At 69.6% G+C, this 16,823-nt stretch carries 14 protein-coding genes; 5 read left to right on the top strand and 9 right to left on the bottom strand.

Features of this window, described 5'->3' with window-relative positions; genetic code table 11:
• Position 1 precedes the first annotated feature (1 nt).
• The 5 genes from EV670_RS08815 to EV670_RS08800 form a co-directional block, all read right to left on the bottom strand.
• On the bottom strand, positions 2–1,291 hold the full coding sequence (locus tag EV670_RS08815; RefSeq protein ID WP_130431465.1) for a solute carrier family 23 protein: 1,290 nt from the start codon (positions 1,289–1,291) through the stop codon (positions 2–4).
• 227 nt (positions 1,292–1,518) lie between these two features.
• Positions 1,519–1,683, bottom strand: a complete 165-nt coding sequence (locus EV670_RS18670; RefSeq protein WP_165393276.1) for a hypothetical protein — start codon at positions 1,681–1,683, stop codon at positions 1,519–1,521.
• A gap of 372 nt (positions 1,684–2,055) precedes the next feature.
• Positions 2,056–3,756, bottom strand: a complete 1,701-nt coding sequence (locus tag EV670_RS08810) for an ABC transporter ATP-binding protein (RefSeq protein ID WP_130431464.1) — start codon at positions 3,754–3,756, stop codon at positions 2,056–2,058.
• A 5-nt stretch (positions 3,757–3,761) separates the two neighbouring features.
• Complete coding sequence (locus EV670_RS08805; protein ID WP_130431463.1) at positions 3,762–4,823, bottom strand: ABC transporter permease; 1,062 nt, start codon at positions 4,821–4,823, stop codon at positions 3,762–3,764.
• A complete protein-coding gene (locus EV670_RS08800) occupies positions 4,820–5,758 on the bottom strand; it encodes an ABC transporter permease (RefSeq protein ID WP_130431462.1) in 939 nt (312 codons plus the stop codon). Before EV670_RS08800 ends, EV670_RS08805 begins: the two co-directional genes overlap by 4 nt.
• Before the next feature lie 255 nt (positions 5,759–6,013).
• Between EV670_RS08800 and EV670_RS08795 the strand changes: the two genes are divergently transcribed.
• The 4 genes from EV670_RS08795 (at position 6,014) to EV670_RS08780 (ending at position 12,205) form a co-directional block, all read left to right on the top strand.
• Positions 6,014–7,828: an ABC transporter substrate-binding protein gene (locus EV670_RS08795; RefSeq protein ID WP_130431461.1), complete on the top strand. Its 1,815-nt coding sequence runs from the start codon at positions 6,014–6,016 to the stop codon at positions 7,826–7,828.
• Positions 7,825–9,651, top strand: coding sequence for an ABC transporter substrate-binding protein (locus EV670_RS08790; protein WP_242616885.1), 1,827 nt, complete (start codon positions 7,825–7,827; stop codon positions 9,649–9,651). Before EV670_RS08795 ends, EV670_RS08790 begins: the two co-directional genes overlap by 4 nt.
• Complete coding sequence (locus EV670_RS08785; protein ID WP_130431460.1) at positions 9,648–11,468, top strand: ABC transporter substrate-binding protein; 1,821 nt, start codon at positions 9,648–9,650, stop codon at positions 11,466–11,468. Before EV670_RS08790 ends, EV670_RS08785 begins: the two co-directional genes overlap by 4 nt.
• 149 nt (positions 11,469–11,617) lie before the next feature.
• On the top strand, positions 11,618–12,205 hold the full coding sequence (locus tag EV670_RS08780) for a PEP-CTERM sorting domain-containing protein (protein WP_165393275.1): 588 nt from the start codon (positions 11,618–11,620) through the stop codon (positions 12,203–12,205).
• A 52-nt stretch (positions 12,206–12,257) separates the two neighbouring features.
• Here EV670_RS08780 and EV670_RS08775 read toward each other — a convergent pair whose 3' ends face one another.
• The 4 genes from EV670_RS08775 to EV670_RS08760 are packed head-to-tail and all read right to left on the bottom strand — an operon-like array spanning position 12,258 to position 15,703.
• Positions 12,258–12,773: a flavin reductase family protein gene (locus EV670_RS08775; protein ID WP_130431458.1), complete on the bottom strand. Its 516-nt coding sequence runs from the start codon at positions 12,771–12,773 to the stop codon at positions 12,258–12,260.
• On the bottom strand, positions 12,770–13,249 hold the full coding sequence (locus tag EV670_RS08770; protein ID WP_130431457.1) for a MaoC family dehydratase: 480 nt from the start codon (positions 13,247–13,249) through the stop codon (positions 12,770–12,772). Before EV670_RS08770 ends, EV670_RS08775 begins: the two co-directional genes overlap by 4 nt.
• Positions 13,250–13,259: 10 nt before the next feature.
• Entirely contained in the window at positions 13,260–14,888 is a 1,629-nt protein-coding gene (locus EV670_RS08765; protein ID WP_130431456.1) for a thioredoxin fold domain-containing protein, read from the bottom strand.
• Positions 14,889–14,926: 38 nt separating this feature from the next.
• Positions 14,927–15,703 carry a hypothetical protein gene (locus EV670_RS08760; RefSeq protein ID WP_130431455.1) on the bottom strand — a complete coding sequence of 259 codons (777 nt, stop codon included), beginning with the start codon at positions 15,701–15,703 and terminating at the stop codon, positions 14,927–14,929.
• A gap of 143 nt (positions 15,704–15,846) precedes the next feature.
• On the opposite strand from EV670_RS08760, the gene EV670_RS08755 reads away from it, so the two are divergent.
• Positions 15,847–16,803 (top strand): CysB family HTH-type transcriptional regulator, encoded by a 957-nt coding sequence (locus EV670_RS08755; protein WP_130431454.1) that lies wholly within the window; start codon positions 15,847–15,849, stop codon positions 16,801–16,803.
• The last annotated feature ends 20 nt before the right edge of the window (positions 16,804–16,823 follow it).

Raw genomic sequence — 16,823 nt, 5'->3', positions numbered from 1 at the left:
CTCAGCGACGCCGCGCCGCGCGCAGCAGCGCATGCAGCCCGATCGCGCCGAAGGTCGCGGTGCCGATGCCGCCGAGCGTGAAGCCGCCGAGCCGCAGCGTGTAGTCGCCGGTGCCGAGGATCAGCGTGACGCCGGCGACGATGAGGTTGAGGTTGTCGGAGAAGTCGACCTTGTTCTCGACCCAGATGCGGGCGCCGGCCACCGCGATCAGGCCGAAGACCACGATGCTGACGCCGCCCATCACCGCCAGCGGGATGGTCTGGATCAGCACGCCGAACTTGGGGCTGAAGCCGAGCACGATTGCAAACAGCGCCGCGACCACGAAGGCCGCGGTCGAGTAGATCCTGGTCGCGGCCATCACGCCGATGTTCTCGGCATAGGTGGTCACGCCGGTGCCGCCGACCGAGCCGCTGACGATGGTCGCCACGCCGTCGCCGAGGAAGGCGCGACCCATGAAGCGGTCGAGGTCGCGCCCGGTCATGGCGCTGACCGCCTTGATGTGGCCCAGGTTCTCGGCCACCAGGATCACCGCCACCGGCGCGATCAGCAGGATCGCGTCGAGCTTGAACACCGGCGTCGCGAAGCTCGGCAGGCCGAACCACGCCGCGGCGGCCAGCGGCGCCAGGTCGATCGGCTTGCCCAGGCCGAGGCCGTTGGTGAGCAGCGCGTAGACCAGGGCCGCCAGCACCAGGCCGACCAGAATCAACAGCCGCTGCAGCATGCCGCGCGTGGCGACCGCGACCAGGCCGACGCAGACGAAGGTGACCGCCTGCATCCAGGCGTCGAAGGGCGTCGGCGCCATGTTCTTGATCGGCACCTGGGCCAGGTTGAGGCCGATCACCGCCACCACCGCGCCGGTGACGACCGGCGGCATCAGCGACTCGATCCAGCGCGTGCCCACCGCATTGACCAGCAGGCCGATCGCCGCGACCACCAGGCCGCAGACGACGATGCCGCCGAGCGCGACCGGCAGATTGGCGTTGGGCCCGGAGCCAGCGTAGCCGGTGGCGGCGAGCACGACGCCGATGAAGGCGAAGCTCGAGCCGAGGTAGCTCGGCACTTGGCCACCGACGATGAAGAAGAAGATCAGCGTGCCGATGCCCGACATCAGGATCGCCACGTTGGGGTCGAAGCCCATCAGGATCGGCGCCAGCACGGTAGCGCCGAACATCGCGATCACGTGCTGCAGGCCCATCGCCGTGGTCTGCGGCCACGGCAGGCGCTCGTCCGGCGCGACCACCGCGTTGCCGCGGGCCGGATCAGCCAGTCGCCATTGCGGAAGAACACTCATGGAGGGGCCTCGGCTGGTTGTTGCAGGGGCACGGCAGCACCGTGCTGCTGCGCAGCACTGACGGCCGCAACGAGTGTAGAAAGCCGGGGCCTGCGGTGTCACGCGCAGGAACTCACGCAAGCGCTTCGGACGCTGGGGAGAGACGCCAAAAAAAGACAGGGGAGCGGGACGGAGGTGGCCGGGGTCTCGCTCTCAACCGCCCCGACCCGCCCGCTCCCCCTTGGACGTCAACCAGTCCGCAACTTGTGGGGCCCCGTCGGCAGCGGGCCGAAGGGCAGGCAAAGCTGGCCGCGCGCCGGCGCGGCCGAAACCAGCACCGGGCGCCGCAGCGTGGGCTGCAGCACCGACGGTGCCGGCCGAGCGGCCGCGATGCGTGGCAGGGTCGGGCTCATTTCGCAGCGCCCTGAGCTTCGCTGCGCGCGGCCAACCGCTGGCGCCAGCGCGCCGCCGGCCGCAGCATCGAGGACAGCCCGCCCAACTGGGGCTGGCAGGCCAAGCGGCTGCAACGGACGGGAGGCTGGACGCGGCTCATGGGCAATGCATGTGCATCGAGCGTGCCACCGGCACGGCCGGCGACCGGGCGCGGCAGTTCATGAACTTGTTCACGACCTGTCGCGCCCGCGGCCGCATCGCGGACCGGCACCGGTTACAGCACTGACAGGCTTTGTCAGTCCCGACGGCGTAAGCGGTCGCTTCTTGCCAAACGCTGTTTCAGCCGGTGACCGCTCCAGGCCACCGCGACCGCGCGGTGGCCGCGCGCCGGATCAGGCGGCCGCGCGGTAGCCGCGCGGGATGGCCCCCATCAGCCGCTGCGTGTAGGGCTCGCGCGGGGCGGCCATCAGCGCCTCGGTGGCGGCATGCTCGACCACCTCGCCGTCCTTCATCACCAGCACCTCGTCGCTGATGAAGCGGACCACCGCGAGGTCGTGGCTGATGAAGACATAGGCCAGGCCGAGTTCGTCCTGAAGGTCCTTGAGCAGGTTGAGCACCTGGGCCTGGACCGAGACGTCGAGCGCGCTGACCGCCTCGTCGAGCACCAGCACCTCGGGGTCGAGCGTCAGGCAGCGCGCGATCGCGATGCGCTGGCGCTGGCCGCCGGAGAACTCATGCGGGTACTTGCCCCAGGCGCTGGCGTCGAGGCCGACCTTAGTGAGCAGACCACGCGCCTTGGCCTCGCGCTGTTGCGCGCCGGCTCCGATGGCGTGGATGTTCATCGGCTCGAGGAGCGTCTGGCCGATCGTGAAGCGCGGGTTGAGCGAAGCGTAGGGGTTCTGGAACACCACCTGCAGCCGCTTGCGATAGGGCAGCAGCGCGCTGCGTGGCAGCGCCAGCAGGTTCTGGCCGTCGAACTGCACGTCGCCCTCGGTGCCGCCGCCGGCCGGTTCGTGCAAGCGCAGCAGCGCCAGGCCGGTGGTGGTCTTGCCGGAACCCGACTCGCCGACGATGCCCAGCGTGTGGCCGCGCCGCAGCTTGAAATCCACGCCCTTGACCGCGTGGAAGGGCTTGCGGCCGAAGACCCTGGAGCGCATCCAGAAATGCTTCTTCAGGCCCTTGACCTCGAGCACCACCGGCGCGTTCGCATCCTTGACCCGCGGCGGCGGCGCGGCTGCCGCCGCCGCGCCCTTGATGTGTTCGTCGATCACCATCAACCGCGTCGGGTTGTGCTCGATGCTCGGGCGGCAGGCCAGCAGGGCGCGGGTGTAGGCGTCCTGCGGCGCGCTGAAGATGCGCGCCACGTCGGCCTGTTCGCGCACGGTGCCCTGGCGCATCACGACCACGCGGTCGGCAATCTCGCCGACCACGCCGAGGTCGTGGCTGATGAACAGCATGCTCATCCGGTGGCGCTGCTTGAGGCCGGCCAGCAGCTCGAGGATCTGGCGCTGGATCGTGACGTCGAGCGCGGTGGTCGGCTCGTCGGCGATCAGCAGCTTGGGTTCGCAGGCGATCGCCATCGCGATCATCACGCGCTGTTGCTGGCCACCGGAGAGCTCATGCGGGTAGGCGTCGAGCCGGCGGCTCGGATCGGGCAGGCCGACCTCGTTGAGCAACGCCAGCGAGCGCTCGCGCGCCTGGCGACGGCTCAGGCCCAGGTGCAGCATCAGCGGCTCGGCGAGCTGGTCGCCGATCGTGAACACCGGGTTGAGCGAGCTCATCGGGTCCTGAAACACGCAGGCGATGTCCTTGCCGCGCAGCGCGCGCAGCTCGTCGGCGCTCGCCGTCAGCAGGTTGCGGCCGAGGAAGCTGATCGCGCCGGTGCGCTCGGCGTTGTCGGGCAGCAGGTTGAGGATCGACATGGCGGTCACGCTCTTGCCCGAGCCCGACTCGCCGACCAGCGCCATGGTCTGGTTTTCCTCGATCGCAAAGCTGACGCCGGTCTCGCCGCGGCCGACGGCCTCGGACCAGCTGATCTCGTTGCCGCGGCCGAGGCGGAAGCGGACGCGCAGGTTCTCTACGTTCAACAACATCGTGATTACTCCGCGCCGCGCAGCTTGGGATCCAGCGCGTCGCGCCAGGCATCGGTCATCAGCGAGAAGGCGGTGACGAACAGCGCCATGAAGGCGGTCGCCGCCACCAGCTGCCACCAGTGGCCGAGGATCAGCTCGCTCTGGGCCTCGGCCAGCATGGTTCCCCAGCTGACCTGGTCGACCGGCACGCCGAGACCGAGGAAGGACAGGATCACCTCGGCCTTGATGAAGGCGACCGTGAGGATCGACAACTGGACCAGGATCACGTGGCTCACGTTCGGCAGGATGTGGCGGAACATGCGCGAGGCATTGCCGGCGCCGATCGCCTCGGCGGCGCGCACGTACTCGCGCGAGGTGTGCTTCATGAACTCGGCGCGCACCAGGCGGTAGACGCCGGTCCAGCCGGTCAGGCCGAGGATGATCACCACCGTGCCGATGCCGCGCCCGAACACCGCGGCGAAGGCAAAGATCAGCAGGATGCTCGGCACCGAGGTGAAGACGTTGTAGACCCACTCGAGCAGGTCGCCGACGCGGCCGCCGAAGAAGCCGGCGTTGGCACCGAGCAGCGTGCCGATCGCGGTCGCCACCAATGCGGCGAGCAGGCCGACGAAGACCGAGATCTCGGTGCCCTTGACCGCCTTGGCCAGCACGTCGCGCCCGAGTCGGTCGGCACCGAAGGGCAGGGTCTCGGCGCGCGGCGCCTCGCTGGTCTTGTACTGCTTGGCACGCTCGGCCCATTCGGCGTACTTGGGCGCCAGCGGGTCGACCGACGACAGGTCGACCGACGGGCCCTTGGGCGCCTCGATCGCGCCGATCGCCTCGGCCGCGCGCGGCCCGAGGAAGGTGGGCGGCGCGTTCGGCACGCCGATCTCGGCCTGCCAGTTGCCGGCGACGATGCCGAGCGCGGCCAGCAGGATCAGCAGCAGGAAGGCGGACACGATGACCATCGACGCCATGCCGACACGGTCACCCTTGAAGCGGCGCCAGGCGGCGTGCCAGACGCCCTCGGAGCGCTGCACCGGCTTGACGGCCGCCGTGGCGGGCAGGGGAGACAGCACGGCGCTCATTTCAGAACCACTCGCGGATCGACGACCTTGTAGAGCAGGTCGGTCAGCAGGTTGATCAGCATCGTGATCACCGCCAGGTAGATGGTCACGGCCTGGATCACCGGATAGTCGCTGCGGTTGACCGCAAGCAGCACCTCGCGGCCGAGGCCCGGAATCGAGAAGAAAGTCTCGATCAGGAAGCTGCCGACGAAGATGCCCGGCAGCAGCACCGCGACGTTGGTGAGGATCGGGATCAGCGCGTTGCGCAGCACATGCTTGAGCATGATGGTGCGCTCGCCCAGGCCCTTGGCGCGTGCGGTGCGCACGTAGTCATGGCCGATCTCGTCGAGGAAGAAGGTGCGGTAGAGCCGGGTCTGTGGCGCCAGGCTGACCGCCACCGCCAGCAGCACCGGCAGCGGCGCGTAGCGCGTGAGGTTGGTCCAGAGGCTGTCGCTCCAGCCCTGCACCGGGAACCAGCCGAGGCGGAAGGCAAAGACGTACTGGCCGACGATCACGTAGACCAGGAAGCTGATCGACAGCGCCACCGTCGTCAGCACCATGATCGTGCGATCGGTCAGCGAGCCGCGCACGTAGGCGACGGCCAGCGCGAAGGGGATCGCCAGCAGCACCTCGAGCAGCAGGATCGGCGTCATCACCGTCAGCGTCGCCGGCAGGCGGGTCGCGAACAGGTTGGCGACCGACTCGTTGGTGGCCCAGCTGCGACCCCAGTCGAAGGTCACGATCTGCTTGACGAAGATCCAGAGCTGAATCCACCAGGGCTGGTTCAGGCCGAGCTGGTCGCGGATTGCCTCGATCTGTTCGGGGCTCGAATTGAGACCGCCGAGGATTTCGGCCGGGTCGCCGCCGAAGAACTTGAAGAGCAGGAACACCAGCAGGATCACGCCGATCAACGTCGGGATCATCTGCCAGAGCCGCCTGATGAGATACGCGGTCATGGGCTGTGGCTTTCGGGGTCCGTGCGCTGCCGGCCCCTCCTTTTGGGATGCGCGAGTGTAGGGGCCGTCCGGCGTCGCGCCGCTGGGCATTTGCCCGACCTGAGCGAGGTTTGCGCTAGGGTCGCTGCTCTACAGCAAACCCTGTGCCGCCTGCCGGCCGGCGCCGCTAGACTGGCGCCCGCGGCATCCCTGCCCGCCTCCCAGGCTTGCGTGGCGGCGCGCGTCACAAGCGCGCGCCGTCCCCCCGACACGATCATGCGACTCCGTTTCCTGCTGCCACTTGCAGCTGTGCTCGCCATCGGCAGCGCCGCGGCCCAGACCACGCCGGCGCCACCGGCCCAGAAGGTGCTGCGCTACGCGTTCCGCGTCGCCGAGACCGGCTTCGACCCTGCGCAGATCAGCGACCTGTACTCGCGCACCGTCGCCGTCAACGTCTTCGAGGCGCCCTACCAGTACGAGTTTCTGGCGCGCCCGGCGCGCATGCGGCCCAACACCGCGGCCTCGATGCCCGAGCATGCCGACGACTACAAGACCTGGACCGTGCGCCTGAAGCCCGGCACCTACTTCGCCGACGACCCGGCCTTCAAGGGCCAGCGACGCGAGCTGACCGCACAGGACTACGTCTACTCGATCAAGCGCTTCTACGACCCGCGCTGGAAGAGCCCCAACCTCTACCTGCTCGAGAACGCCAAGCTGCTCGGCCTGTCGGAAGTGCGGCGCGAGGTGCTCAAGAGCAAGGAGCCGTTCCCCTACGACCGCGAGGTCGAGGGCGTACGCGCGCTCGACCGCTACACGCTGCAGTTCAAGCTGGCCGAGCCGCGGCCGCGCTTTGCGATGCTGCTGTCCGACGGCTCGTTCACCGGCGCGGTGGCGCGCGAGGTGGTCGAGGCCTACGGCGACAAGATCACCGAGCATCCGGTCGGCACCGGTCCGTTCCGTCTGGCCGAGTGGCGGCGTGCCTCGCGCATCGTGCTCGAGAAGAACTCGGGCTTCCGCGACGAGTTCTACGACGAGGATCCGCCGCCCGGCGACCCGCTGGCGCAGGCCGCGCAGGCAAGGTTCAAGGGTCGCAAGCTGCCGATGATCGACCGGGTCGAGATCAGCATCATCGAAGAGAACCAGCCGCGCTGGCTGGCCTTTCTGAATGCCGAGCACGACATCATCGAGCAGGTGCCAGCCGACTTCGCGACGATCGCGATGCCGAACAACCAGCTCGCACCCAACCTGAAGAAGCAATCGATCACGATGGTGCGCTACGCGCGTGCCGACGTGTCGATCAGCTACTTCAACATGGAGGATCCGCTGGTCGGCGGCTATAGCGCCGACAAGGTGGCGCTGCGGCGCGCGATTTCGCTCGCGGTCGATGTCGACAAGGAGATCCGCCTGGCACGCCGCGGCCAGGCGACGCAGTCGCAGGGCGTGATTGCCCCCGGCACATGGGGCTTCGATCCGGCGTTTCGCAGCGAGATGAGCGAGTACGACCCGGCCCGCGCCAAGGCACTGCTCGACCTCTACGGCTACGTCGACCGCGACGGCGATGGCTGGCGCGAGCAGCCCGACGGCAAGCCGCTGCTGATCGAGTACGCCTCGCAGCCCGACAACCAGTCGCGCCAGTTGGTCGAGCTGTGGAAGAAGAACATGGATGCGATCGGCATCCGCATGGAGTTCAAGATCGCCAAGTGGCCGGAGAACCTCAAGGCCTCGACCGCCGGCAAGCTGATGATGTGGGGCGTGGGCTGGAGTGCCAACGACCCTGACGGCGACACCTTCCTCGCGCTCGGCGACGGCGGCGCCAAGGGTCAGGCCAACAAGTCGCGCTTCAACCTTGACGCCTTCAACGCCGCCTATCGCCGCCAGAAGGCGCTGCCCAACAGCCCCGAGCGCCAGGCCGCGATGGACGAGGCAAGCAAGCTGCTGATCGCCTACATGCCGATCAAGGCCCATGTGCATCAGGTCTGGACCGACCTCGCCCACCCGTGGGTGCTCGGCTACCACCGCAACATCTTCGTGCGCGAGTTCTGGAAGTACGTCGACGTCGATCCGGCGCTGCAGTCGAAGGCAGTGCAATGACCGGCGCCCTGCTGCGTGCGCTGCTCGGCGGCGCGCTGCTGAGCGCAAGTCTTGTCGCGTCGGCAGCCCAGCCGGTCGCCGGCACCGAGCCGCCCAGGACCCTGCGCTACGCCTTCCCGAAGGCCGAGACCGGCTTCGACCCGGCCCAGATCAGCGACATCTATTCGCGCATCGTCACCGCCCACATCTTCGAGACGCCGCTGGCCTACGATCACCTGGCCCGGCCCTACAAGCTGCGGCCGTCGACAGCGCGCGAGATGCCGGAGATCTCGGAGGATTTCCGCAGCTTCACCTTCCGCCTGCGGCCCGGCATCTACTTCGCCGACGACCCGGCCTTCAAGGGCCAGCGCCGCGAGCTGGTGGCGCAGGACTACGTCTATTCGATCAAGCGCATCTACGACCCCAAGCTCAAGTCGCCGGCCCAGTCCAGCCTCGAGGACGAGGGCATCATCGGCCTGCGCGAACTGCGCGAGGCCGCGCTGAAGGGCGGCAAGCCCTTCGACTACGACCGCGAGGTCGAGGGCATCAGGGCGCTCGACCGCTACACGCTGCAGGTACGGCTGCGCGAGTCGCGCCCGCGCCACCTGATCACCTGGGCCGGGCGCGACCTCTACGGCGCGGTAGCGCGCGAAGTGGTCGAGGCCTACGGCGAGCAGATCATGGAGCACCCGGTCGGCACCGGACCCTTCATGCTCAAGGAGTGGCGGCGCAGCTCGCGCATGGTGCTCGAGCGCAATCCCGGCTTCCGCGACGAGGTCTACGACGCCGAACCGAATGCCGACGATGCCGAAGGCCAGGCGCTGCTGGCGCGCCTGCGCGGCCGGCGGCTGCCGATGGTCGATCGGGTCGAGGTCTCGGTGATCGAAGAGGCCCAGCCGCGCTGGCTCGCCTTTCTCAACGAGGAACAGGACCTGCTCGAACGCCTGCCCGAGGAGTTCGCCGGCCAGGCGATCCCCGGCGGCAAGCTGGCGCCCAACCTGCGCAAGCGCGGAGTGCAGCAACTCAGCGTGCTCGGCTCCGACATCACGCTGACCGTGTTCAACATGGACGATCCGCTGGTCGGCGGCTACACGCCGGAGCGCGTCGCGCTGCGCCGCGCGATGGTGCTCGGCAACGACCAGCAGCGCGAGATCCGGTTGGCCCGGCGCGACCAGGCCATTCCGGCGCAGGCCATCAACACGCCGGGCACCAGCGGATTCAGGGCCGAGCTCAGGACCGAGTCCAGCGAGTACAGCCCGGCCCGCGCCAAGGCCCTGCTCGACCTCTACGGCTATGTCGATCGTGACGGCGACGGCTGGCGCGAGCTGCCGGATGGCAAGCCGCTGCTGCTGATGCTCAACACCCAGTCCGACCAGCAGAGCCGCCAGCTCGACGAGCTGTGGAAGAAGAACATGGACGCGCTCGGCCTGCGCGCCACGCTCAAGACCGCGCAGTGGCCCGAGAACCTGAAGGCGGCGCGCGCCGGCAACTTCATGATCTGGCGCGTCGGCTCGAGCGCCGCCGGACCCGACGGCCAGAGCGCGCTCGAGCGCGCCTACGGGCCTTCGGTCGGCAAGGGCAACCTCGCGCGGATCAGGCTGCCGGCCTTCGACGCGATCTACGAACGGCTCAAGCTGATGCCCGACGGCCCCGAGCGCCAGGCCGGCTTCGACGAGGCCAACAAGCTGCTGGTGGCCTACGCGCCCTACCGCTTCGGCGTGCACCGCATCTACACCGACCTGGCCTTCCCCTGGCTGGTCGGCTACCGGCGCCCGCCGGTGTGGCTGGACTGGTGGCAGTACGTCGACATCGACCCGGCGCTGCAGGCGAAGTCCGCGCAATGAAGACCGGCCGTCTGCGCGCATGGCTCGGCGGCGCGCTGCTCGCCACCAGCCTCGCCGTGTCGGCGGCCGACGCGCCGCCGGCGCCGGGCGCGTCGAAGACGCTGCGCTACGCCTTTCTGGTGGCCGAGACCGGCTTCGACCCGGCCCAGATCAGCGACGTCTATTCGCGCATCGTGACCGCGCATGTGTTCGAGACCCTGCTGACCTACGACCACCTGGCGCGGCCCTACAAGCTGCGACCGCTGACGGTACGCGAGATGCCTGAGATCGCGGACGACTTCCGCAGCTTCACCTTCCACCTCAAGCCGGGCATCTACTTCGCCGACGACCCGGCGTTCAAGGGCCAGCGGCGCGAGCTGACGGCGCAGGACTACGTCTACTCGATCAAGCGCATCTTCGACCCCAAGCTCAAGAGCCCGCACCAGCAGTTGCTCGACGACGAGGGCTTCATCGGCCTGCGCGAACTGCGCGAGGAGGCGCTGAAGACAGGGCGCTTCGACTATGACCGCGAGGTCGAAGGCCTCAAGGCCATCGACCGCTACACGCTGCGCGTGAAGCTGCATGAGTCGCGCCCGCGCCACCTCGCCATCTGGGCCAGCCGCGACCGCTTCGGTGCGCTCGCGCGCGAGGTCGTCGAGGCCTATGGCGACAAGATCATGGAACACCCGGTCGGTACCGGGCCTTTCGTGCTCAAGGAATGGCGGCGCAGTTCGCGCATGGTGCTCGAGCGCAATCCCGGCTACAGGGAGGAGTTCTACGACGCCGAGCCCGGTGCCGAGGACGCCGAGGGCCAGGCGCTGCTGGCACGGCTCAGGGGCCGTCGGTTGCCGATGATCGACCGGGTCGAGATCGCGGTGATCGAGGAGTCGCAGCCGCGCTGGCTGTCGTTCCAGAACGGCGAGCACGACCTCCTGGAGCGCCTGCCCAATGAGTTCGCCAACCTCGCCGTGCCCGGCGGGCAGCTGGCGCCCAACCTGAAGAAGCGCGGCATCCAGAAGTACCGCGTGCCGGCGGCCGACGTGACGCTGACGGTCTTCAACATGGAGAACCCGCTGGTCGGCGGCTACGCACCCGAGAAGGTGGCGCTGCGCCGGGCAATGGTGCTCGGCACCGACATCGCGCGCGAGATCCGGCTCGCCCGGCGTGACCAGGCGATCGCTGCGCAGTCGATCGTGCCGCCGGGCACCACCGGCTACCGCGCCGACCTGCGCACCGAGATGGGCGAGTTCGATCTGGCTCGCGCCAAGGCCCTGCTCGACGTCTACGGCTATGTCGATCGCGACGGCGACGGCTGGCGCGAGCAGCCCGACGGCGCGCCTTTGCTGCTCGAACTGGCGAGCCAGTCCGACCAGCAGACTCGCCAGCTCGACGAACTGTGGAAGAAGAACATGGACGCGCTCGGCCTGCGCTCGGTGCTCAAGACCGCGCAATGGCCGGAGAACCTCAAGGCCGTGCGCAACGGCAAGTTCATGATCTGGCGCGTCGCGTCGTCGAGCGACACGCCGGATGGCCAGAGCACCCTCGAGCGGATCTACGGCCCGGCGAGCGGCAAGGGCAACCTGGCCCGCTTCCGGCTGGCGGCGCTCGACAAGGTCTACGAGGAGCTCAAGCAGCTGCCCGACGGCCCGCAGCGCCAGGCCCTCTTCGACGAGGCCACCAAGCTCTTCGTCGCCTACGCGCCGTACCGCGTGCATGTGCACCGCATCCTGACCGACCTGAGCTACCCCTGGGTCACCGGCTACCGCCGACCGCCGTTCTGGCTGGACTGGTGGCAGTACGTCGACATCGACGAGAGCCAGCGCCCGGTCACGCACTGACCCCTCATTCAAGTCGTCCCCGACCGCGGGGAAGCGTCCAGTCCGGGGATGGCCCGGCCGATCGCTGATCCCTAGCCTGTGATCCATTGCCTCGACAGGGGCTTGGATTCACAGGAGGAGCCATGGCTCGACAACAACTTCTTCGCATCGTGGCCGCCGCATCCCTGGTCATGGGTTGCGGACTGGCCGCGGCCCAAACCTACACCGGCGCACCCGGGGCCGCGACCTGGGTCAGCAAGCAGGGCATCAGCGGCTGGGCCGTCCAGGGCGGCGCGACCGGCGACGAGATCGATGTCGGCGAGACGCTGACCGCATCCTTCGCCGGGCCGGTGCTCATCAGCGCTTTCTCGCTGGGGGTGCTCTATGACGGCCCCGAGTTCGGCGACCCGCACGAGAAGGCGCAGTTCACGGCCTTCCTCGGTGGCCAGCAGGTCGGGCAGTGGACCTTCACCGCGACCGGCACCACGACCGGCGTGCTGTCCGGGCCGGGTTCGTACCTGAACCTGTCGCCGGCCGCGCAGCCCGGCGCCGGCCTGTGGCAGATCGCCGACCCCTTCGGCAAGCTTTGGGTGGACAAGATCCAGTTCACCGCGCTCAGCCAGAGCCGCTACGGCAACAACTCCGACTACATCGTCAGCAGCGTCACGGCGGTACCGGAGCCTGGCAGCGTCGTGCTGATGCTGGCCGGCCTTGGCGCGGTGGGTTTCGTGGCCAGGCGCCGCAAGGATCGCGCCTGAGCGGCGCCCTTCGGGGCAGCATTCAAGGCCCGCTTCGGCGGGCCTTTTTCATTCATGCCAGCGGCATCTCGCTGAAGTAGCGTCCGCCGTGAAAGATCAGCGGCGTGGCAGCCGCGTCGATGCGGCAACGCTCGACCTCGCCGACGAAGATCACGTGGTCGCCTTCCTCGTACTGGCTGCGGTTGAAGCACTCGAAGACCGCTGCCACGCCGTCGAGCAACGGCACGCCATGCTCGCCCTCGCGCCAGGCCACGCCGCCGAAGCGGTCGACCACCGCCTTGCTGGCAAAGCGCTCGGCCAGCGTGCGCTGGTCGGAGGCCAGGATGTGGATCGCGTAGTGGGAGCCGCGCGCAAACGCCGGCATCGAGCCGGCCGCGCTGGCCAGGCTCCAGAGCACCAGCGGCGGCGCCAGCGAGACGGAGTTGAAGGAGTTGGCGGTCAGGCCGACCCGACGGCCGTCGTCGGTGCGCGCGGTGACGATCGTCACGCCGGTGGCGAACATGCCGAGCGCGGCGCGGAACTCCTGCGGCGTGAAGCTCGGCGCGACCGCGCGCCGGGGCGGGTTCATGGCGTTGCCGGCGGCGCCACGTCGCGGCGCCCGAACATGCCCCAGCCCTCCATCGTCAGCACCGGCTCGTCGCGCTGGTTCAGCACCTCCCACTGGCTGAGCACCAGCCCAACGTGCGGCTTGCTGGCCATCGGCCGCGCCTCGAGCACGTGCATGCGCACGTGCAGCGTGTCGCCGACCTTGACCGGCCGAAGCCAGCGCAGCTTGTCGATGCCGGGCGAGCCGAGGCTGGTCGAGTCGAGCAGGTAGTTGTCGCACATCATGCGCATCACCAGCGCGCAGGTGTGCCAGCCGCTCGCGGCAAGGCCGCCGAACAGCGAGGCCTTCGCGGCCTCCTCGTCGAGGTGAAAGGGCTGGGGATCGAACTCGGCAGCGAAGCGCGTGATCTCTTCGCGCGTCAGCGTGTGGCCACCGAACTCGCGCACGCTGCCGGGCGCGAAATCTTCCCAGGCGAATCGTTTGGCGGAATGGCTCATCCGGCTGCGCTCAGGTCGCGGTGCTCTTGGCCGGCTTGGGTGCCGCCAGCAGCGTGCGGCCGAGTTCGCCGCAGGTCGTGCGCTGGACATCGGCCTCCGGCAGCCCGTGGCACAGCTCGTCGAGGCTGCCATGCAGACGCTTGATGACGCCTGCGCGCTCGGCGCGCGCAGGCTTCGAGGCCTGCGCCCAGCCGGCCAGCTTGCCGTTCATGCGCTCGACGGAGCGCGCGGTACGGGCATAGAAGGCGTCGGGCTGGCCGCGCAGTTCGCCGTAGACGCCGGCGGCGGCCCGCTCGATGCGGGCGCTGTCCTGCGGCGCCAACTCGAGCAGCGCATTGACGTAGCCGGCGCCCCATTGCACGCGCGTGGCCGGACCCCTGGACTCGTTGAAGGCACGCTCGTACCAGCCGAGCGCGGCCTGCGCGTCGCCGCGTTTCCTGGCGTTGGAGGCCAGTTGCAGCATCGCGTAGTAGGGGCTGTGCGAACGCTTCAGCTCGGCCTCGAGCAGCTTGTCGGACTCGTCGAACAGCCCGGCCTGGGCCAGTGCATGGGCGGCCGAGGGGATCACCGACTGGCGCTCGTCCTCGCTCGTGACCTCGCGATCGGCACGCGCCACGTCGGCGCGAAGCTGCTCGATCAGCGGCACCGGCAGTGCGGCCTTGGCGCCGGCCAGGCGTGCCAGCTCGACGCGGCCGACCAGCGCGTTCATGCGGTCGCCCTGCGACAGCCCGGTGTCCGCGTTGAGGCGCACCAGCGCCGCGTCGAGGGCGGCCTGCAACTCGGTGCGCTCCGTACTGCCAGCCGGGCCGAGTACCGCCACCAGTTCGTCGGGGCTGTTGGCGAGGATGTCCTGCTGCTCGCGGCTCGCGGCCGCATCGCCGAGCAGTGCCACGAGCTGCGCACGCGCCGCCGCCGGGTCCTCAAGCTTGGCGGCACCCGGCTCGGCCGCCGCGACCAGCGCCTGCAGCCGCAGCCGCGTCGCGACCTCGGGCGGCGCCGCCGCCGACGCCGCGGCAAGTTGCTGCAGCGTCGCAGCCTTGCGGCCCGGGCTCAATAACTGCTGCTCGTCGGTGTCCCAGCTGTAGAAGGCGAGCTGGCGCCAATCCTCGGCCTTGAGCGAGGCCGGCTGGCTCAGCGCGCGCGCCAATGCCGCCTTGACCGGCTGCGCCTCCGACAGGCCCAGCGCCAGCACCTGCAGGTACTTGCCGGCGTCGACCTCGCCCGGCAGCCGCGTCAGCTCGCTGCCGTCGGGGCGGAACAGGACCATCGTCGGGTAGCCGCGCACCTTGAAGCGCTCGCCGAGCTTCTGTGCGCCGGGCAGGTCACCGTCGACGTAGACCGGCACGAAGCCCTGGCTGCGTTCGATGAAGTCGGCGCGCGGAAAGATCGTCGCCTTGACTTGGTTGCACGGCGGGCACCAGGTGGCGCCCCAGTACAGGAAGACCGGCTTGCCCTCGGCCGCGGCGCGGGCAAAGGCGGCGTCGACCTCGGCATCGGTGCCGGCCTTGAGCCAGGCCACGCTGCTCGCAACTGGAGCGGCGGCGGTGACGGGCGCCGCGGGCGGATCAGAGGGCCTGGAGCAGCCGGCGAGCAGGCCGAGCAGCGCGAGGCCGGCAGCGGAGGAGCGACTGAAGATCATCGAGGATGCAGCGGGTGGTGTGCCAGACCCGCAGTTTCTCAGGTTGGGCCTTGCCCCTGCAGCGGGTCGACCAGAGGATCGGCGACGGGGTTGCCAAGATCGGACTGCGGCCCTTCTTCGGCCTCGAGCGGCACGGCCCGAGCCAGCGCCATCCAGACCGGGAACGGCAACTGCATCGCGCGGCGCGGCGCGGCGCGCACGCCCTCCAGCCGGGCCCAGCCACTGCCGTCGGCGTCTGGATGCGCCAGGATCACGCCGCATTCGGCCGGCAGCTCGTCGGGCTCGGCGATGCCGGCCTTGATGACGTAGCTGCATTCGGCCGCCAGCGCGAGGTAGGCGCTGCGCTTGGCCGGCCGCTTGAGATCGGCCAGCAGATCGGCGCGCCGGACCTTGACCTCGTGCGCGATCGGCACCAGGTAGGTCTCGACGGTGGTGTGGCGCACCGAGAACACGTCGGGCCGCACCATCGCCCAGCCGCCGCCGAGTTCGGCCGGCAGCGGGGCGCGCAGCGAGAGTTCGCGCCAGACCACCCGGCCGTCGCGCTGCATGGTCCGCGCGACCTGCTGCGCCAGCTGTTCATGGGCGTCGTAGACCGCCCGGTTGCGGCGCAGCGAGGCCGCCAGCAGTTGCAAGCCGGCCGTGGTCAGGTGCAGCGTCTCGCGCTGGGCGGCGTCGACGCGCGCCTCGATCAGGCCGGCGGCGAGCAGTTCGACCTCGAGCCCGTCGCGCAGCGGCCAGCCGGCCGAGCGGTAGACGCTGCGCAGCCGCCGAGCCCAGGGGCGCGGCAGCGGCGGGTTCTCGGCGGTCGAAGTCATGGGCCAAGCGTAGCGCGAGCGGCGTCGGACGGTGGCGATATGCCGGGAGCGTCTATGCATGGAACGATCGCGTCGTTCCATCGCGGCCTTGACCTGGGGATCATGCGGAATTCGGATAAGCACACGATGTTTCGCGTCAGGCAATGAACTTTCAACAGCTGCGCTCGGTGCGCGAAGCGGTGCGGCGCGGCTGCAACCTGACCGAGGTCGCCAACGCGCTGCACACCTCGCAGCCCGGCGTCAGCCGCCAGATCCGCGAACTCGAGGACGAGCTCGGCGTGCCGCTGTTCGTGCGCGCCGGCAAGCGCCTGACCGGCCTGACCGAGCCCGGGCGCGCGCTGCTGCCGATCATCGAGCGCCTGATGCTCGAGTCCGAGAACCTGCGGCGTGCCAGCGCTGACCACGCCCACCGCGCGGCCGGGCCGCTCTCGATCGCCGCCACACACTCGCAGGCGCGCTATGCACTGCCGCAGGCGGTGCGCGACTTCCGCCTCAGCCACCCCGAGGTGCGGCTGCAACTGCATCAGGGCTCGCCGCAGCAGGTGGCGCAGATGCTGCTGGAGGGCAGCGCCGACATTGGCATCGCGACCGAGGCGCTGGCCCATTACCCGCAGCTGGTGGCGCTGCCCTGCTACGCGTGGACACACGCGGTGGTGGTGCCGCGCGACCATGCGCTGGCGGTCGACGCCGAGCGCGGCAGCGCGCTGACGCTGCAACGCCTGGCGCAGTTCCCGCTGATCACCTACGACGGCGGCTACACCGGGCGCAGCCACATCGACGAAGGCTTCGCCAAGGCCGGCCTGGTGCCGGACGTGGTGCTGAGCGCAATGGACGCCGACGTCATCAAGACCTACGTCGAGCTCGGCCTCGGCGTGGGCATCGTGGCCTCGATCGCCTTCGACGCCGAGCGCGACCGCGGCTTGGTCGCGCTCGACGCGCGGCATCTGTTCGCGGTCAACCTCACGCGACTGGCGATCCGGCGCGGGGCCTACCTGCGCGGCTATGCCTTCGACTTCATCGGCACCTTCGCCTCGCCACTGACACCTGAAGTGGTCCAGCAGGCGCTGGAGTCGGCGCCGGGCGAGGACTACGAGATCTGAGCGGGCCGCGGCGCGGCCAC

Origin of the sequence: Rivibacter subsaxonicus, from assembly GCF_004217215.1 — a bacterium.
GTDB lineage: Bacteria > Pseudomonadota > Gammaproteobacteria > Burkholderiales > Burkholderiaceae_C > Rivibacter > Rivibacter subsaxonicus.
Note: the sequence above shows the minus strand (reverse complement) of the source record. Positions and strands in the feature narration are given on the sequence as shown.